The 17,394-nt window shown below is 37.3% G+C and carries 15 protein-coding genes; 11 read left to right on the top strand and 4 right to left on the bottom strand.

Annotated elements, in window-relative coordinates:
* Positions 1–40 precede the first annotated feature (40 nt).
* Entirely contained in the window at positions 41–1,249 is a 1,209-nt protein-coding gene (locus WQ54_RS19045) for an MFS transporter (RefSeq protein WP_046586354.1), read from the top strand.
* A 142-nt stretch (positions 1,250–1,391) separates the two neighbouring features.
* Here WQ54_RS19045 and WQ54_RS19040 read toward each other — a convergent pair whose 3' ends face one another.
* A complete protein-coding gene (locus tag WQ54_RS19040; RefSeq protein WP_231597580.1) occupies positions 1,392–2,009 on the bottom strand; it encodes a cell wall hydrolase in 618 nt (205 codons plus the stop codon).
* 308 nt (positions 2,010–2,317) lie between these two features.
* On the opposite strand from WQ54_RS19040, the gene WQ54_RS19035 reads away from it, so the two are divergent.
* From WQ54_RS19035 to WQ54_RS19015, 5 genes are all read left to right on the top strand, one after another.
* Positions 2,318–4,483 carry an EndoU domain-containing protein gene (locus WQ54_RS19035; protein WP_052737871.1) on the top strand — a complete coding sequence of 722 codons (2,166 nt, stop codon included), beginning with the start codon at positions 2,318–2,320 and terminating at the stop codon, positions 4,481–4,483.
* Positions 4,484–4,489: 6 nt separating this feature from the next.
* Entirely contained in the window at positions 4,490–4,852 is a 363-nt protein-coding gene (gene cdiI, locus WQ54_RS19030; protein WP_046586352.1) for a ribonuclease toxin immunity protein CdiI, read from the top strand.
* 688 nt (positions 4,853–5,540) lie between these two features.
* On the top strand, positions 5,541–6,251 hold the full coding sequence (locus WQ54_RS19025; protein ID WP_046586350.1) for a hypothetical protein: 711 nt from the start codon (positions 5,541–5,543) through the stop codon (positions 6,249–6,251).
* Between the two features lie 131 nt (positions 6,252–6,382).
* Positions 6,383–7,201, top strand: a complete 819-nt coding sequence (locus WQ54_RS19020) for a glycerophosphodiester phosphodiesterase family protein (protein ID WP_156178022.1) — start codon at positions 6,383–6,385, stop codon at positions 7,199–7,201.
* A 625-nt stretch (positions 7,202–7,826) separates the two neighbouring features.
* Positions 7,827–10,382 carry a LamG-like jellyroll fold domain-containing protein gene (locus tag WQ54_RS19015; protein WP_046586348.1) on the top strand — a complete coding sequence of 852 codons (2,556 nt, stop codon included), beginning with the start codon at positions 7,827–7,829 and terminating at the stop codon, positions 10,380–10,382.
* A 47-nt stretch (positions 10,383–10,429) separates the two neighbouring features.
* On the opposite strand, the gene WQ54_RS19010 is transcribed toward WQ54_RS19015, so the two are convergent.
* Together WQ54_RS19010 and WQ54_RS19005 are read right to left on the bottom strand one after the other, a co-directional pair.
* On the bottom strand, positions 10,430–11,158 hold the full coding sequence (locus WQ54_RS19010) for a hypothetical protein (protein WP_046586433.1): 729 nt from the start codon (positions 11,156–11,158) through the stop codon (positions 10,430–10,432).
* A gap of 201 nt (positions 11,159–11,359) precedes the next feature.
* Complete coding sequence (locus tag WQ54_RS19005) at positions 11,360–12,772, bottom strand: LysM peptidoglycan-binding domain-containing protein (protein WP_046586346.1); 1,413 nt, start codon at positions 12,770–12,772, stop codon at positions 11,360–11,362.
* A 147-nt stretch (positions 12,773–12,919) separates the two neighbouring features.
* On the opposite strand from WQ54_RS19005, the gene WQ54_RS19000 reads away from it, so the two are divergent.
* The 3 genes from WQ54_RS19000 to WQ54_RS18990 all read left to right on the top strand — a co-directional run bounded on the left by WQ54_RS19000 (position 12,920) and on the right by WQ54_RS18990 (position 15,288).
* A complete protein-coding gene (locus WQ54_RS19000) occupies positions 12,920–13,357 on the top strand; it encodes a DUF2521 family protein (protein ID WP_046586345.1) in 438 nt (145 codons plus the stop codon).
* Between the two features lie 82 nt (positions 13,358–13,439).
* Positions 13,440–14,153 (top strand): N-acetylmuramoyl-L-alanine amidase CwlD, encoded by a 714-nt coding sequence (gene cwlD, locus WQ54_RS18995; RefSeq protein ID WP_046586342.1) that lies wholly within the window; start codon positions 13,440–13,442, stop codon positions 14,151–14,153.
* Positions 14,154–14,232: 79 nt separating this feature from the next.
* Positions 14,233–15,288, top strand: coding sequence for an Mrp/NBP35 family ATP-binding protein (locus WQ54_RS18990; protein ID WP_046586340.1), 1,056 nt, complete (start codon positions 14,233–14,235; stop codon positions 15,286–15,288).
* A gap of 99 nt (positions 15,289–15,387) precedes the next feature.
* Here WQ54_RS18990 and gerD read toward each other — a convergent pair whose 3' ends face one another.
* Positions 15,388–16,026: a spore germination lipoprotein GerD gene (gerD, locus tag WQ54_RS18985; RefSeq protein ID WP_046586338.1), complete on the bottom strand. Its 639-nt coding sequence runs from the start codon at positions 16,024–16,026 to the stop codon at positions 15,388–15,390.
* Between the two features lie 147 nt (positions 16,027–16,173).
* Here gerD and WQ54_RS18980 point away from each other — a divergent pair, with 147 nt between their 5' ends.
* Together WQ54_RS18980 and WQ54_RS18975 are read left to right on the top strand one after the other, a co-directional pair.
* Positions 16,174–16,779 (top strand): KinB-signaling pathway activation protein, encoded by a 606-nt coding sequence (locus WQ54_RS18980; protein WP_046586431.1) that lies wholly within the window; start codon positions 16,174–16,176, stop codon positions 16,777–16,779.
* A gap of 104 nt (positions 16,780–16,883) precedes the next feature.
* Positions 16,884–17,394, top strand: a 511-nt coding sequence (locus WQ54_RS18975) for an IS1182 family transposase (RefSeq protein ID WP_046586336.1), incomplete at its 3' end; no start/stop codon positions are given.

The following is a 17,394-nucleotide window of genomic DNA, read 5'->3' as shown; positions in this document are numbered from 1 at the left end:
ATTCAGAAAAAATCCAAATAAATTTTAGGGTGATCATACTATGAGTTACATTCAACAAGGTACGCGGCTCTTTCGCAAAACCAGTTTTGCCTTTTTTTCCGCTGGTTTCAATACATTCGCTATCCTTTACTGCGTACAGCCTTTAATGCCAGAATTCACAAGAGAATTCAATATTACACCAACTACAGCTAGCCTGTCGCTCTCAATCACAACAATGGTACTTGCTATAAGCATGCTAATTATTGGTTCTTTGTCAGAGGTTTGGGGACGCAAGTCTATCATGGTTATTTCCATGTTTGCCGCTTCTGTGTTTTGTATTTTGACAGCGTTCAGTCCTAATTTTCATTTTCTACTGGCATTACGAACTATTGAAGGAGTTTTATTGGCGGGTCTGCCCTCAATTGCAATGGCTTATCTTGGAGAAGAAATAGAGTCTAAAAGTCTTGGAACGGCTATGGGGTTATATATATGTGGGAATTCAATTGGTGCTGTTTTTGGCAGAGTTTTCTCGGGGGTGTTGAGCGACTATTTTGGATGGCACATAGCGATAGGGGTAATTGGGATCATAAGCTTAGCTGCCACCCTGATTTTTTGGCGTAGTTTACCGCCTTCGCAAAATTTCAAAGCACGTCAATTAGAAATTAGAGAATTAAGTAAATCATTAATTGATCATCTAAAAGATCCATCCCTAATTTGTTTATTTATCTTGGGATTTTTACTTTTAGGGTGTAATGTAGCGTTGTTCAATTATATCGCTTACGTATTAATTGGAAAGCCTTATTCACTAAGTCAAACATTTGTAAGTTGGCTATTTTTTATTATGATCATTGGAATGTTTAGCTCTGTTTGGACAGGAAAACTGGTAGAAGTCCATGGTAAGCAAAAAATATTATTCCTAAACTTATTAGTTGCATTAATCGGAGTATGTTTGACTTTAGATTCCAATTTATCTATTAAAATACTTGGGTTGGGACTGTTTACCTATGGATTCTTTGGAGGTCATTCGATTGCAAGCAGCTGGGTTGGACAACTTGCTACACAAAACAAAGCACAAGCCGCTTCATTATATTTATTTCTTTACTATTCTGGCTCAAGTGTAGGAGGAACATTAGGGGGGGTATTTTGGTCAATATTTGGATGGGGAGGAGTCATTGGCATGAATGTTGGCTTCCTTATTATTGGTTTAATACTTTGGGCATTGGTTTCAAAAATTGAACAGCATTCGAAGAAAGCTACTAAAGCAGCCTAATGATCATAATCGCAATACAATAAACAAAGGTGCTAATTAATCATAGTCATAGTATCTTAAAATAAGATATAAAGGGAACCGCCGTACATACATAGGCCAGGCAGTATATGCCTGACCCTTTTAAGCAGTGAGCGGTCAGCCTTTATTTTGCAAATAAGTGGTTTCCTATTCTAAGTACTGTATCCCTTGTGAAGATCCAATCATCTGTTGCTATCGTTGGATTATAATAATATACCGAACCGTATGTAGGATCCCAGCCTTTTAAAGCATCAATTACTGCTTGATAAGAATAGCTATTAGGGGTCAAATTATATTGACCGTCATGTACCGCTGTAAAAGCATTCGTCTGAAAAATAACATCGTATGTATTTTTAGGAAAGCCTGGCGTTGACATTCGGTTCATAATAACAGCAGCTACAGCTACTTTCCCCTCATATGTCTCACCACGAGCTTCTCCATGAACAACTCTTGCCATCATATCTATACTATTCAATTTTTCGTATGTCTGAAATCCAACGACTCCATCTGATAATAGGCTAGTATCCAGTTGAAATTGTCTTACTGCTTGATCTGTAATAGAACCATAATACCCTGTCGGTTGACCAGTAAAGTAACCCATTTTCTTTAAACTCTCTTGCAAGCTATAAACTGCTTGTCCTTGACTTCCTTTGTGTAATACTTCTTGAGCAAAGATTGAATTTGGCAGTAAAAACATGAAACAGCAAATAACAACAAACGAAATTTTTACATGTAACCTCAAGATACCACATCCTTCGAGTTGTTTTTCTAATATTTTACTTTATCATACAAGTAAAGGATATTTTTCATTAAAAAGTTCTATTTTTTACTAGTCAAATTCTCCCTAAATATTAGTTGCAATTCTCATTATTGGTTTATGTTCTTTTATATAGGAATAAGGTACTGTTCTTATAAATATTTGGAAAATTCGTCCTATTCTAATTATTGAGGTGTTCGAGTATAGTATGAAATTGTAAGCGGCGGTTATTAACGTACATTTTTATTTGAATCATGCTGCATGAAAATAATAGTGCATCGGAGTGATGCAATATGACGAGTCATGTTGAAAAATTTAGAGTGAGTTTAAGGAAGAAGCTCGAGTCTGTTATCCAGGTTTGGAATGAATGGATTCACAAACATCCATTCATTTTACGTGTCTTTACAATTTTTTCATGGATATCGTTATGTGCTCTCGTACTCAGCTTAATCTTTATGGAAGACTCCAGAAAAATGTTTGTCCAGTTTTTGTGGTCATTTTACGTCATTTTACAATTTTGGCTGCTCAGCAGAAGTAAAACGTTAACTTGGAAGAAGTACACCTATTTCTTTTTGGCGGGAGCATGGTTAATTGTCCCGTTGAATTCTTTTATTGTCAGTACCATTACAGCTATTTTCGGTGGCAGAGAACAAGATATATGGAGTCAATCATTTTTAACCCCCATTGCTGAAGAAGTGTTAAAATTGATCCCCCTTGGAGTTTATCTATTTTTATCACGACGTGCTTCTGTATTAAGTTTAAGTGATTATGCTCTTATTGGCGCGGCAACGGGGGCAGGGTTCCAATTTATGGAGGAAACCACTCGCCGATTGGTTTCTGGAGATAGCTATGGTGTCACGCTACTTGGAGGAAAAGTGCTTCATTGGGACTTTTTCAGCTTATTTCCAGGATACTTTGAAGAGGGTTTTTTGCCTGACAAAATGTCTGCTGGACATTCCGTGTTAACTGCAATGGTAACGTTAGGAATCGGGTTAACAGTAAGGTATAAAAGTAAATTAAAACGATCTGTATTTATTTTTCCTAGTATCCTATTAGTTTGGGCTATTTTTGATCATGCAATATGGAATGCCGGTTATAATGCTCCGGATTGGTTAACAGGAATTCATGATTTATTAGGAAGCGGCTATGCCGCAAAACCGTTATTTTTAATGATGCTTGGTGCTGCGTTACTCATCGATTATTGGGAAATAAACCGGGTGAGAGAAAAGCTTCCCGTGCTGGATGAGGAAATTATGATCAATCCCGTTTCTGAATTGTGGAATCTATTCAGATATGCTTTTGTGGATAGACAGCGTTTTGGATACTTGCTGCTATTTTATCGGGAACGGAGAGAACTGGGATATACATTATTACACGGTAAAACAGAAGCCAGGGAACTTTTACCAGGCATAAAAGCAAACATTCAGCATTCCTACAAAGCTTTAATCGTTGTCTTTTTGGTATTGTTCACATCTATGCTTCTATATGGCTGGGGAATGACAGCCAATGGCCAAGAGGCATGTTTTGCCTGTTTATTTGATAAACTGCAAAACTGGTGGAAGGGTCTGTCAGGATTAGAAAAAAGCTTGATTGTCCTTGGAGCATTTGCTTTAATGTTCCCGTTATTAGGATTCTGGTCGGCAATAGGTGCCGTATCGACTGGAATCGGAATAGCAGCAGGTGGTAGTCAGATCGCAGATATTATCCGTAATCCTAAAAAATTACTTACGCCTGAAACGGTTCTGGCAATGGGAATTGGTGCACTGTTAAATCGAATTCCCTTTGGGAAAGCCCTTGTAAAACTGGGAGACTCTGTTTCTTCAACAATAAAACCCTATTTGAAGAAGATCCTGGAGATGTTCACTGGTAAGAAAAATAATCACAATAAAAACGATGATCAGAATTCTTCTGGAAAGAAAGCAAACCAGGAAGAGGATAATCAGAAAACAAACGATAATAGTAAAGATGATGATTCTAAGGAAACAGAGGAACCGAGTAATAATATTACGTTCAAATCAGGATATGAAAAACATTTAGTGGAAGTAATAGATGTTGTCAGGAAAAAAGGTAAGGGGATCGTTGGCGGGCATAATCTTAAAAATTTCGAAAAGGCATTTAAAGATCAAGGCTGGGATATAGATGAATGTATTATTTCAAAACGAAAACATCCATCTATCGAAGGTGTGTATGAAATAGAATATGGCTTTCCTAAAAAGGATATGGAAGGAAAGATTATACCCGGAGAGTTAAAGAAAGTTTCCCATCCAAAAACAGTTTACGATCCTAACATCATTTCAGATGAACAGATGATAAAATGGGGAGAAGAAGCAATGAAAAATGGTACGGTTGATGGAAGAGAGATTACAGGAGTCTCCTCTAATGGGCTCCAATTTAAAGGTTTTATTGATGAATCAGGAGAAGTGACTAATTTCTTCCCTATCTTGGATATAAGGAGTTGAACCATCGTGGAGGATAAGGAGAGAAAGTTAATAAAATACTTCTATCACCATATGGGGGACAGTAACTTTTTAAGAATCTTAAAAAGTTATGCAAAAGGTGAAGGATATGGTACTGAATATGCGAGATTCTTGTTTGCTGACTACTATGAAGAGTGGGAAGAAGATTATTTTGGAAAAGAAGGAATAGCTTATTACTTTGATCGCCCTGCAGTAGAGGAAGACGAAGAAATTATTTTAGATTATCCTACTTTCTTTAGATATTTAAAAGAAGATTGTCTAGGTTATCTTGAAAAATATCCCCAGGATCAATCTGAAGTAGAAGTACAATTAGAAAGGATTAAAAAACGATTTAATATACAAGAACTTTGATTAGCTTTTATAGAATTCAAGGTTTTAAAAAATAAGGTCTAAAAAGCGCTCGTCGTGCACCGCAGTTCTCAAAACATTTACATGTTCGGAGGCTCTCAACCAAATTGGCAGGGGGTCTTTTTTATGTTTGGAAAATTCCCTTAATTTAATCATCTGTACGTTTTAACAACTTTAAATTAGGTTCTTATTTGTCCACTATCCATTTTCACCACTTAATATCATTCCCCGGTTTTCTTTTTTTCACTGGATATAATTCATGTAGATCATTCCTCGCAGCCTATTTAAATATGAGGAATAAATTTAAGAGAATTTTTTACAGTCCTAACTACAATAAATGAATTTTACTACGAAATATATAAAGAGATTGGCAATACGCCCGATATATTGAGTGATCTAACAAAGCGATTTATGTCCAACACATCATAATCAAAGCAGTTTTATAAGAAATACAAAAAGACATCGAGATAAACTAGACCAAAAGCGGGGAATCTTTTGGTAAAATTCATAAGAAAGAGGTTGAGCGGCTTTTTTTTGCTTTGTATCGCAGGGCGATATAACGCAAAATGATCAAAAGACCTTTAAATTTAACAGAAAAGGAGGTACGGTATAAGAGATGGTATCGTATCGCAGGGCGATATAACGTTGAAATACATTTAAACCTTCATCTCAAAAGAAAAGGAGATTCACTATGCGAAATGATATTCAATCAAATGAACGTGCCTACTCTTCTAAGGAAGTGGCAGAAGAAGTTGGAATTGCAACACCCACAGTCCGGAAATATGGTCAAATCTTAGAGCGAAATGGATATGAGTTTTTAAAAGATGGCGATCGGCGTATTTTTGTTCAATCCGATATTGAAGCGCTTATAGCGTTACGAGATTCAGACAAGCCCCTTGATGAAACAGCGAAGGACTTAGTGGATCAACAAAAGGAAAAATTAACAGGATCCAGTGATACAGAGATAGCGGTACCAGATACATTTGAAAACGTACCCTACGATCCCAATCAATTAAAAGAGTTCTTGCTATTTTTGGGGAATGAACTCGCAGCGACACGTGAAATGAATACCCAACTGACAAACGATATGACTCAGCTTAAAACAACGGTTGCCCGTCTCCAGCAAGATCACCATGTGATAAGCTCAAGTATTGGAAATTCATCACAAAAAACCCATGCGAAAATTGAAAAACTCACCGAACAACAAAAGAACTATTACGAAGAATTGCTCCATCAAGAAAAAGAAAAAAATGAATTGCTCCAAAGAGAAATACAAAATTTGCGCAAAGAACAGCAAGATGAATGGCGCTCACAAAATGAATTTAATGAACGGTTGGAAAAGGCAATTCAAAAACCTAAAGGAAGTCTTGATTGGCTTCTCTCATTATTTCGTAAAACCTAAAATAAAGTACACACGTGTTTTTTTAAAGAATGCTTAAAATTTTTAAAAATGTAATAAGAAATTAATCTCCTGTTTACAACAGCTAGGTAATGTAAAGGTGTACATAATCATACAATAGGAGTGAAGAAAAAGTGAAGAAGAGGCGATTCATGTTGCTTGCTACATTGTGTATGTTTTTTGTCACATTTGGATTTTTTGGACATGCTGTAAGAGCAGAGCCGGATGATAACTGGCTGCAAAGTAACAAAATGGAGTTAAGTGCTCACCGCGGTGCACAGGTGGCTGCTCCTGAAAACACATTGGAGTCGATTACGCAGGCTGGATTATTAGGATATGGTTTTGTTGAAATTGATGTCCAAAAAACAAAAGACGGTCATTATGTATTAATGCATGATCTAACTATTGATCGTACAACAACCGGCTCTGGAAAAGTTGAAGAGTTAACATTGGAAGAAATTCAAAGCTTTGCAATTGAAGATAAAGACGGAAATGTGACAAGCTATAAGGTTCCAACACTTAATGAAGTATTAGAAGAAGCTTATAAATACAGACTCGGCATTAATTTTGACGGTTCAAAAGGAAAATGGGAAGACAAGGAATTTGTAGATGGACTTATGAAAGAGGCTAAAAAAGCTAACGTATTAAATCATTCATTCTTTGTCCTAAGTAATCAAAGTATCAGAGACCAATTTAACAAATGGTATCCAGATGCAACTGTGACATTTTTAGGAAATGCTTTGACGAATGCAGAAGCCGATATTCAAGAATTAAAGAAATACAATAATGCTATTTATACAACATCCATTCATAATATCGATGAAGAATCGGCCAAAAAAATCAAAGACGCTGGGTTAAAACTCCATGTTTATAAAGTGAACACAGATGAAACCTATGCGAAAGCAAAAAAGATTCATCCGCGTTTGATCGAAACAGATGTAATTGTTCCTTAATATTTCAGGATGTACTTTAGGGTTACTATGATATTTTAAGTGATTTTTAGTAATGAGCACATAGATAATCTAAATTCGAAAAAAGCTCTCAACGATTGGGTTGGGAGTTTTTTTATTGAACTATTTGATAGCTCGTTGATTTAGAGCCGAAATATAAAGTAGATTTTTTTAACAGATTAACAAAAAGGTGAACGATATAAACAAAATAGTAAAAATGTCACACTTGATGAATGATATATTTCATATTATTATTAAGTTGTTAATAAATATATTAACAAATAGTTGTTTGAGAGCGCTAACGATTTATGAAATGGATTTTTTCGGAAGGAGGGGATTTGCGTTTATTATTAAACTAGCTTACAACTACAATCTTCAAAGCTCATCAACATAGATGGCAATATTCATGCTTCATATTATTGCCCATCATTATTGACTTAAACTCAATCTAGTTAAATAGTAGATCTATTCTAAAGACGTTTCATACAACAAGTTAGGCATTATACATGATCTTTACACAGAACGGGAGATAACTATATATCGTTTAGTAACGATTATATAGCGGTTTTAATAACACGCACTTAAATGGTTACGTTTACATTTTTAAAAAAGAGAGGAGAAAAATAGCATGTTTAAAAGCTGGAAACGGAGAATGGCATTTGGTTTGTTAATGCTTGTATTAATCATACCGACTGTTGTTATTGGAATAGGGGCCGATAAATCAACAAGTAAGCCAAGTGATAATAGTAATAAGCCAAACCTTGATCCTCAAGGTAAGGAACCAAATTTCCAAAATGTATCTGTCCATGATCCTTCTATTGTAAAAGATGGAGATACTTATTATGTGTTTGGATCTCATATTGACGCAGCAAAATCGAAGGATTTAATAAGTTGGTCAAAATTTACAAATGGCTATAAAACACCAGGAAATGCGCTTTATGGAGATTTATCAAAAAATTTAGCGGGATCCTTTACTTGGGCTGGTGAAAATGATTCTGACAGTAAGGGAGGTTTTGCTGTTTGGGCTCCTGATGTGTTTTGGAACAAGGACTACGTGAATGAGGATGGCACAAAAGGTGCTTATATGATTTATTACAGCGCTTCTTCTACTTATATCCGATCTGCCATTGGTTATGCCGTGGCAAAGGATATCGAGGGACCGTATAAATATGTCGATACCATTATCTATTCAGGATTTACGGAAGAAGAGTCATATGATGCCAATAGTAAAGTAAATAAGAAGTGGACAAATACAAATATTAAAAAGCTGATTGATAACGGAAAAGTAACAGGTCCGAATGAAGCATGGTTTAATAGTGACGGATCTTATGAAAATGCTACTTATCCAAATGCCATCGATGCTAACTTGTTTTATGATGAGAATGGCAAGCTATGGATGACATATGGCTCGTGGTCAGGGGGAATTTTCGCTCTTGAAGTTGATAAAGCGACAGGACAAGTTATCTATCCAGGGAAGGATGGAGAAACTAAGGACGGCAGACTCATTGACCGTTATTTTGGAACAAAAATTTCAGGGGGATATACAAAGTCTGGAGAAGGACCTTATGTCATTTATGACAAGAATACAGACTACTATTACCTGTATGTATCCTACGGCTGGCTCGGTGCAGACGGTGGCTATAATATAAGAGTATTTAGATCAAAAAATCCGGATGGCCCATACTTAGATCCAAAAGGACAAAATGCAGTATTACCAGGGAATGTTGATCATTCACCATATGGACTAAAACTTATGGGAAATTTCCTTTTTGAAAGAAAAGTAGGAGATCCAGGTAATGGACTAGGATACGGTTATCTTGCGCCGGGACATAATTCTGTTTATTACGATCAGGAAACCAATCAAAAGTTTTTAGTTTTCCATACACGTTTCCCAGAAACAGGGGAGATGCATGAGCTTCGTATCCACCAACTGTTCATGAATGAAGATGGCTGGCCTGTTGCTGCCCCTTACCGCTATTCGGGTGAAACACTTGATCAAGTGAACAGACAGGATATTATAGGTGAATATAAATTTATTAACCATGAAAAAGACACGTCATCAACGATCCATAAATCTGTATTTATTCGCTTAAATAAGGACAATACGGTCTCTGGTGATCTTCAAGGTGCTTGGAAAAAAACAAGCCACAACCAAGCGGAGCTTACGATTGAGGGTGAGACGTATGATGGAGTGTTCATTCGTCAATGGGATCCGACAACTGAACGCTATGTGATGACATTTACAGCGATATCAAAAGAAGGAGTTTCAGTGTGGGGGAGCAAGCTTCAAGATAAAACAGACCAAGAGATTGTAGACTCTGTTTATGAAGATTTAGATCTCGGTGACACTGATAAGGTTATTTCCAACTTGACTCTTCCTATTGAAGGTACTCGTCATACCGCCATTTCATGGGAGACCTCCGATCCTGACGTTGTCTCAGAGAAAGGAGAAATTACTCGACCAGAAGCTGGGACAAGTTCATTATCAGCTGAACTGACCGCAATCATTACAAAAGATGAAGTAACGAAAACAAAAACCTTTACGATTACGGTATTGCCATACCAAGAGGCTGGATTAACGGCACATTATGAATTTGAAAATAACATCGCTGATGGCAATAATACGTTCGGAGATGGTACGATTACAGGAAATCGAATCGATAATACAGGCGGTACGATAACATATACTGACGGTAAAAGCGGCAAGGCTGCAGTGTTTAACGGAGAATCAGGTATCCGCTTGCCGAATGGGATAATTTCTAGCAACACCTATTCGGTATCGCTTTGGTTAAAGCCTGAGCAATTAACGACCTTTACGACGACCTTCTTTGGAGCACGGGACACCAATAACTGGGTAAGTCTTGTCCCAAACGGACCAGCAAACGGAAATACAATGGTTTGGTCAGGAAGTGCCAGATGGTATGATGCTGCTGCAGGAATGACAATTAAGCAAGGCGATTGGTCACATTTGGCATTTACGGTAGACAACGGTACAATCACGGTTTATGTTAATGGGGAACAAACGTTTGCAGGAACGAACTTCCCAAATATATTCACTACAACTGATGCTAATTTTAGCTTAGGTGTTAACTGGTGGGATCAGCCATATAAGGGATTAATGGATGAATTACGAATTTATGAAGGGGCATTATCTCCTGGAGAAGTGGCAAGCTTAGCAAAGTAAATGGAAGAAAGGAGGGGCTGTCTCAAATAAGAGTCAGCCCTTTTTATCTAAATTTGTCCGCCCGAAATAGACACGCTTTGCCGGTCAGGGACAAAAGCATGGCCGTTCCATTTTAATACGGTCTGTACAAACCCCAGTGAATCCGCATTGTATCTCCCTGCAATCCGCTGATACGCTACAAGTTCGTATGTACCATCCCTATTAAAATCAATAGGATATAATCCGGATAACGGATTTACCCACCCTTCAATTGGTTCCTTTAAAACCCCATTTTTTGTATAAATCTCAGATAAATATTCCTTGCCCTTGTAGGTAAGATCAACAATATACTTTTTCTGAAGATGGTAGCTTGTTACAGCTGCTTGATATTGATTTTCATACCGCACTTCATATTTATACGTGTCATTGAAGGCATCGGAATTAAAAATTTCTCTGAGCTTTCCATTGAGATAGGAAAATACATAGGCATAAATGGCTCCGCCGCTTCCACCTGTATCAATAACCACTAAAATATCATCTGTTTTGTTACCTGTAACATCTCCAAGGAAAAGGGTAGGATTGTATCCGCTGTTATTTTTTAAAGAGATTTGCTCATATTGCTGTGTTCTTCCGTTTTGCACAACCAAAGTGATATTTTTCCAAAATGGGCTGTCAGGAGTTTTATTAGCGGTAAGCATGACATTGTCTTTTATCCGGTCACCATCAATAAATCCTCGTTTTGCTGCCACAACAGAAGGTTTAGTCGGATTTACGGAGCGGTCAAGACTTGCCCTCATGTCTTTGAACTGCTGCTCGTAAGGAGTTGGGTAAGATAAGGCTTGATGGATTGTTTGCAAAGCCTCGCTTGTCAAACCGGCTCTTGCTTGAGTATCAGCTAAACTGTACCAATAATAAGGATGATTCGTTTCTTGTATTTTCGTGTAAAAATAATGCATGCTGTTGAGGTCATGCGTATTCATTTTCATCCCACCTTCCAACTAGAGTATTTTTCGAATGGAAAAGTTGTCTTCTAGCAGGGTCCAGTTTTGGGGATATGGATAACCGAGTACCCAATAACTGATACCACGAAGTCTGTATTCCTTTACGATATCAAATTTGGCCTGAGCGCTTCGTGCATCTTCAAACCAAACTTCATGACTGCGTCCTTGCTCGTCAATATAGCGAAAAAATGGTGTTTGTGACACTGGATCATATTGAATGACTGTCCCATATAGAAGTGCTCTGCGTACCGCTTCCTGCTCACTAAATGTTTCTGCCTCCTGTCCTTGTACATGGGGAAGCAGCCAGTCACGAGCATAAATCTGAAAGCCCATAAAAATCTTGTTGCGTGGAATAACGGAAACGGCATAATCCAGGACTCGCCTTATTTGGTTAAGAGGCGAAATTGCCTGAGGAGGACCGAGTCTATATCCCCATTCATAGGTCATTAAAATGACAAAATCGACAATTTTGGCATGTGCTAGATAATCATGTGCTTCATATAATAATCCTTTTTGCTTAGTGCTTGTTTTTGGTGCGAGTGCTGTTGACACAAAAAATCCTGCAGGGTGGAGACGGTCAACGGTACGTCGTAAAAATTGATTGTATAATTCACGGTCCTCGGGATATACATTTTCAAAATCAACGTTTAAACCAAGATAACCCTTCTCGCGCATCGTTGTTAAAACATTTGTTAGCAATCTGTCCTGAATGTCAATGTTAGAAAGAATGGTTCGTGCCAGTTTGGACCCCGGATCCCGATGGGTAAAGTTTGTTATGCACATCATAGGGACAGCTCTATCGTCAAAGGAGGCTGTAATAATGGCGTCATCGTTTATAGACGCTAAGCCCCCATCTTCTCTCATGATGTAGACGAAGGGGGATGAATAGGTTAAAAATTTTCCTGCTTCTCGAATCTCACTTGCCCCGGTCTCACCTGTGTTGATGGTATAGGCGTTCACATCAATGACAGTCTTTGAAGCCGGAATGGTTAAAACAGTTCCTGGATAAATCAAATTTGGCTGTTCTATTTGGTTAATTCTCAGTATTTCTTGGACAGTTGTACCGTAATTTTGAGCGATTTGCCATAGAGATTCCCCAATTCGAACCGTATGGCTTTTTGCCGGAATCCTTAAAATAGTTCCTGGATAAATGAGTGAAGGTTCAATTAATTGATTTGCCTGAACTATTTCCTGAACGGTTATTCCATAACGTCTGGCGATCAACCATAATGTTTCTCCAAACCGGATGGTATGGGTTTGATATGGGGTTGGGATGACAAGTGCTAAACCGGCGACAAGTTGATTCTGATTTTCCAACTCATTTACAGAAGCAATTTGCTGAATGGTAACACCATAACGCTTGGCGATCGACCACAGTGTTTCCCCATATTGGATCACATGAATGACCATTATATCCCTCCTTGAAAACCGCTTTATTTATCTATATTCCTGTTCCAAGGGAGATATAAGTTATTAAATAGAATGGTAAATTGGCAAGAGATCTCACGAATGATAAAGAAAGCAGGTTAAACAATACAGATAAGGGAGGCTTCTATAATGAATGATATTATCTCTTTAAAGCAAAAAAGACACCAAAAAGAGTTGAAATATGAGAAGAAAATGCTAAGAGAGCTTTCTTTATCAGAGATAAAGAGTGGAATTGAAGCTTGTTTTGGAAGCTTTGCTGGAAAGGTTAAAAGGTCAATCATTGAAGATGGCTGTATCGATTTTGCAATAGAAGCATTTTTATTAGGAGCAAAATATAGCCGATTTGGTTATTATGGGGAATCCATGCAGTCGGCAAATCGCAGATGCCAATCAGAGGAAAGACAATTAATTGATGATCTTTTTGATTACTTTACAAACTGGGGAAAAATGAATGAAAAGGACATCTCATTTGATGAAATTTATTTTGCTTGTGAATATTTTATACAGTCCTGGTGGAAACAAGGCTTTATTAAAGGTGAGAAACGTTATAAATTAAGGCTTCATTAACAGTTGTTGTCTTGTACTTTCATTATCATATTCCTCCTAATTGTCCCATATATTGAAGAGAGGACGAGCAGGAGGGAATAATATGAATAAAAAAATAAAGTTATTTGGCTTTATAGCAGGATTTGTCTTGTTGCTAATTTTATTCCAATGGCAATTTAACAATAATAATTCGTGGGAATCTTGGAACCTACCCTTAACGGGGAAGATTATTTACCTTGACCCAGGACATGGAGGACCGGATGGAGGAGCAGTTGGCAGCTCATCTTTAGAGAAGGACATTTCCTTGAGTATTTCTCTAAAGGTAAGAGAATATTTACAAGAACAAGGTGCACTCGTTTTATTAACACGAGAAAAGGATATAGACCTTGCTGATGAAGATACAAAGGGGTACAGCAGAAGAAAAGCAGAGGATTTAAAGAAGCGGGTGAAAATAATCAATCATTCTGACGCTGATCTATTCTTAAGTATCCATTTAAATGCGATTCCCTCAGCAAGATGGAGCGGTGCACAAACCTTTTATCATGGTAAATTTATTGAAAATGAACATGTGGCAAAATTTATTCAAGATGAGCTTCGGAGAAATCTTGAAAATACCGAACGTCTAGCCAAGCCAATTGACGGGATTTATCTGCTTAAAAAAGCTGAAAAACCAGGTGCTCTTGTTGAGGTTGGATTTTTATCAAACCCAGAGGAGGAAAAGCTTCTTGCTACAGATAAGTACCAAGAAAAAATTGCAGCATCGATCTACACTGGTATTTTAAGATATTTTTCAAATGAAAAAGACCCACCTGAATAAATAATTAAGTGCTTATAAAACTTCCCTTTTTGGCAAGTATGTTATACTGATGTAAACGAAATCAAAAAGGGTGGTAAACATGCTGCATGAAGAAGAATTACGAAAAATAATCGGACAACTACAAGATCCTTTTTTACATAAATCGTTAGAAGAGCTAAATGCAATAGAAGAAATCACCATTAAACAAGAAAAATCTCATGTTAGCGTAAAGGTAGGAATTTCAAAAACAAATACGGCGGAACAGCTTCAATTACAGCAGCAAATTGTTGCAAAAGTAAAGGAAGCAGGGGCAGAATCTGTAGGGCTTCGTTTCCATGAGCTTCCGCAAGAAACGATAGCTGCTTTTTATGAAGAGTCTTCTGCTCAATCTAATTCCCTGTTGTCACCAGGAAGGAAAACGGTCTTTTTGGCAATTGCAAGTGGAAAAGGAGGGGTTGGGAAATCAACTGTTTCCGTTAACTTAGCTGTTGCCCTCGCCCGTTTAGGGAAAAAGGTTGGTTTAATTGATGCTGACATATACGGCTTTAGTGTACCAGACATGATGGGGATTACAAAAAGACCGGTTGTGCGGGGAGAAAAAATAATTCCTGTTGAACGATTTGGGGTAAAGGTCATTTCTATGGGCTTTTTTGTTGAAGATAATGCACCGGTTATCTGGAGAGGTCCAATGTTAGGTAAAATGCTTACTAACTTTTTCAATGAAGTAGAATGGGGAGAGCTTGACTATTTGTTATTAGATTTACCTCCAGGCACTGGAGATGTGGCATTAGATGTGCATTCCATGCTCCCGTCATGCAAAGAAATTATTGTTTCAACACCACATCCAACGGCAGCATTTGTTGCGGCTAGAGCCGGGGCGATGGCTATCCAGACTGACCATGAAATTGTCGGAGTAATTGAAAATATGGCTTATTTTGAAAGTGCCAAAACAGGAGAAAAAGAATATGTGTTTGGACGCGGCGGTGGAGAAAAGCTTGCTGAGGAGCTTAGAGTACCGTTGATTGGGAAGATTCCTTTACAGCAGCCTGATTGGAATGATGATGATTTTGCTCCATCTGTGTATGCACAAGACCATTCAACAGGTCAAATTTATCAATCAATTGCTGAGCAAATAACAAATATTATACCTGTATAGCATAAGGAAGAGGCTGTCTCGGAAAACAAAAGGCCAATCCTTTAAAACACCTATATAGATGGTGTTTTTGAGGATTGGACCCTTTTGAGACAGTCTCTTTTAGCTTCCGCCTTCCTGTCCGCCGCCACCTGCATTTTCACCTTGGGTGCCGCCCTGTTCTGACTGACCGCCGCCGCTTTGTTGTCCAGTTCCTGCTTCCTCTGCAGCCTTTAATAAAGTTTCTTGAATTTTTGCTTTATATAAAGGGCTATTTAAGGTTTCCGTAATGACATCTTGAAGATGCTTTCTGAACTCTTGGCTTTTAAGTGATGTTTGCATGGTTTTTTCTAGTTCAGGATCTTGGAAAAGATCGATAAGGAGCTTTTGGTACTCAGGATCGGTCATTAACCCTTTAATAACTTTTTCATGCTCTTCCTGCAAGCTTTTTGCAAAAGTTTCAACAAATTTAGGATCCTCAAAGACCTTCTTCCAAAATTCTGCCCCTTTATCAGATGTTAAGGTTTTTTCAATTGTATCGGTAACAACTTTTTGGTCCATTATAAGGACTTGTTTCATTTCCTCATCCTTCATTACCTCTTGAAGGGCTTTTTTCCCATCATCTGTTTTTAATATATCTACAACCATCTTCTTTGTTTCTTCATAATCTACCTGTCCCGCGGATTCTTCCCTTGGAGCACACCCGGATATGACAGTAAAAATCAACATTGCTATAATCATGAGGAGCGAGTATCTCTTCATGTTAATCCAAGCTCCTTTCTTTTCTCAACTTACTATTTATATTTTGATTTAGATAGGAGAATTTATACGAGGAAAATGCTTATGATGTGGCAATTTTAATGAAGGATTGGTAAAATCAATAGGAGTAACATGATGGAGGATAGTGGAGTGAATAGTCGAAATTGGGTTCGTTTATTTCTAAGTACTTTACTTGTTGGCGGAATCGCTACAAGTATTATTGGATTTGCGTTAAAATGGTCAGAATATAATGAACTGTTTCTTCGGTTTGATTTTAAAGAGATCATTTCAATCTTATTTTGGCTTTTTGGAGTTGGGCTTATTTTCAGTGTCATTAGTCAAATGGGCTTTTTCGCTTATTTAACTGTACATAGGTTTGGATTAGGGATTTTCCGCTCAGTATCTAGGTGGAATTTAGCACAAATTGTATTAGTCGCCTTTGTTTTATTTGATTTAGTTTATTTTCGTTACCAGCTATTTGCCGAGGCACATGAAACAATATTTCCTTATTTGTTAATGGCGGGTTATATCTTTATTGTTGCCATTATTGTTGCGTTTATAAAAAGATCGGATACGAATAAAGAGGCGTTTGTCCCTGCTTTGTTTTTTATGGTTGTTGTTACAACAATTGAATGGTTTCCAGCATTAAGGGTAAATGAAGATGATTGGTTATTGCTTATGCTGATCCCAATACAGGTTTGTAATGCTTATCAATTATTAATGCTTCCTAAATTTATCCAACATAAAAAGAGCTAGTATATACTAGCTCTCAGCTTGTAGACAAAGTCTGATATTCAGGCAGGTCTACAAGCTTTTTTTGTCGAATAAAGAAGTAAAGTTGGTTTGAGGGGTGCAAATATATGTTATCGAAACAATCAATGGAAGGTCGTTATCAAATATCGATGATTGCACTTGATGAAGTAGTTCCTGCTAATCATCTTGTTCGAAAGCTTGAAGCCGCTATTGATTTTAGTTTTATTTATGACCTAGTTGAAGATTTGTATTGTTTGGATAATGGTCGTCCAAGTATCGACCCTGTTGTGTTAATAAAGATGGTCTTTATTCAATATGTATTCGGAATTAAATCAATGAGAAAAACAATAGATGAGATTGATACGAGCGTTGCGTATCGCTGGTTTTTAGGTTTTGACTTCAATAAAAAGATTCCCCACTTTTCCACCTTCGGTAAAAATTATGAGAGACGATTTAAAGACACTGATCTTTTTGAGAAGATTTTTTACCATATTCTTAATGAAGCAATAGAAAAAGGGTTTGTTGATCCTTCTGTTGTTTTTATAGACTCTACACATGTTAAAGCAAATGCAAACAAGAGGAAGTTTATAAAAGAAGCTGTCAAAGCAGAAACAAAAA

This window comes from Bacillus sp. SA1-12 (assembly GCF_000981385.1).
In the GTDB taxonomy this organism is placed as follows: Bacteria; Bacillota; Bacilli; order Bacillales; family Bacillaceae; genus Metabacillus.
Note: the sequence above shows the minus strand (reverse complement) of the source record. Positions and strands in the feature narration are given on the sequence as shown.

What these genes read in the sequence shown, in the direction of transcription:
- WQ54_RS19045 (WP_046586354.1), top strand. Translation starts at nt 41, where the DNA reads ATGAGTTACATTCAACAAGGTACGCGGCTCTTTCGCAAAACCAGTTTT.
- WQ54_RS19035 (WP_052737871.1), top strand. Translation starts at nt 2,318, where the DNA reads ATGACGAGTCATGTTGAAAAATTTAGAGTGAGTTTAAGGAAGAAGCTC.
- WQ54_RS19025 (WP_046586350.1), top strand. Translation starts at nt 5,541, where the DNA reads ATGCGAAATGATATTCAATCAAATGAACGTGCCTACTCTTCTAAGGAA.
- WQ54_RS19015 (WP_046586348.1), top strand. Translation starts at nt 7,827, where the DNA reads ATGTTTAAAAGCTGGAAACGGAGAATGGCATTTGGTTTGTTAATGCTT.
- WQ54_RS19010 (WP_046586433.1), bottom strand. Translation starts at nt 11,158, where the DNA reads ATGAGGGCAAGTCTTGACCGCTCCGTAAATCCGACTAAACCTTCTGTT.
- WQ54_RS19005 (WP_046586346.1), bottom strand. Translation starts at nt 12,772, where the DNA reads ATGGTCATTCATGTGATCCAATATGGGGAAACACTGTGGTCGATCGCC.
- WQ54_RS19000 (WP_046586345.1), top strand. Translation starts at nt 12,920, where the DNA reads ATGAATGATATTATCTCTTTAAAGCAAAAAAGACACCAAAAAGAGTTG.
- cwlD (WP_046586342.1), top strand. Translation starts at nt 13,440, where the DNA reads ATGAATAAAAAAATAAAGTTATTTGGCTTTATAGCAGGATTTGTCTTG.
- WQ54_RS18990 (WP_046586340.1), top strand. Translation starts at nt 14,233, where the DNA reads ATGCTGCATGAAGAAGAATTACGAAAAATAATCGGACAACTACAAGAT.
- gerD (WP_046586338.1), bottom strand. Translation starts at nt 16,026, where the DNA reads ATGAAGAGATACTCGCTCCTCATGATTATAGCAATGTTGATTTTTACT.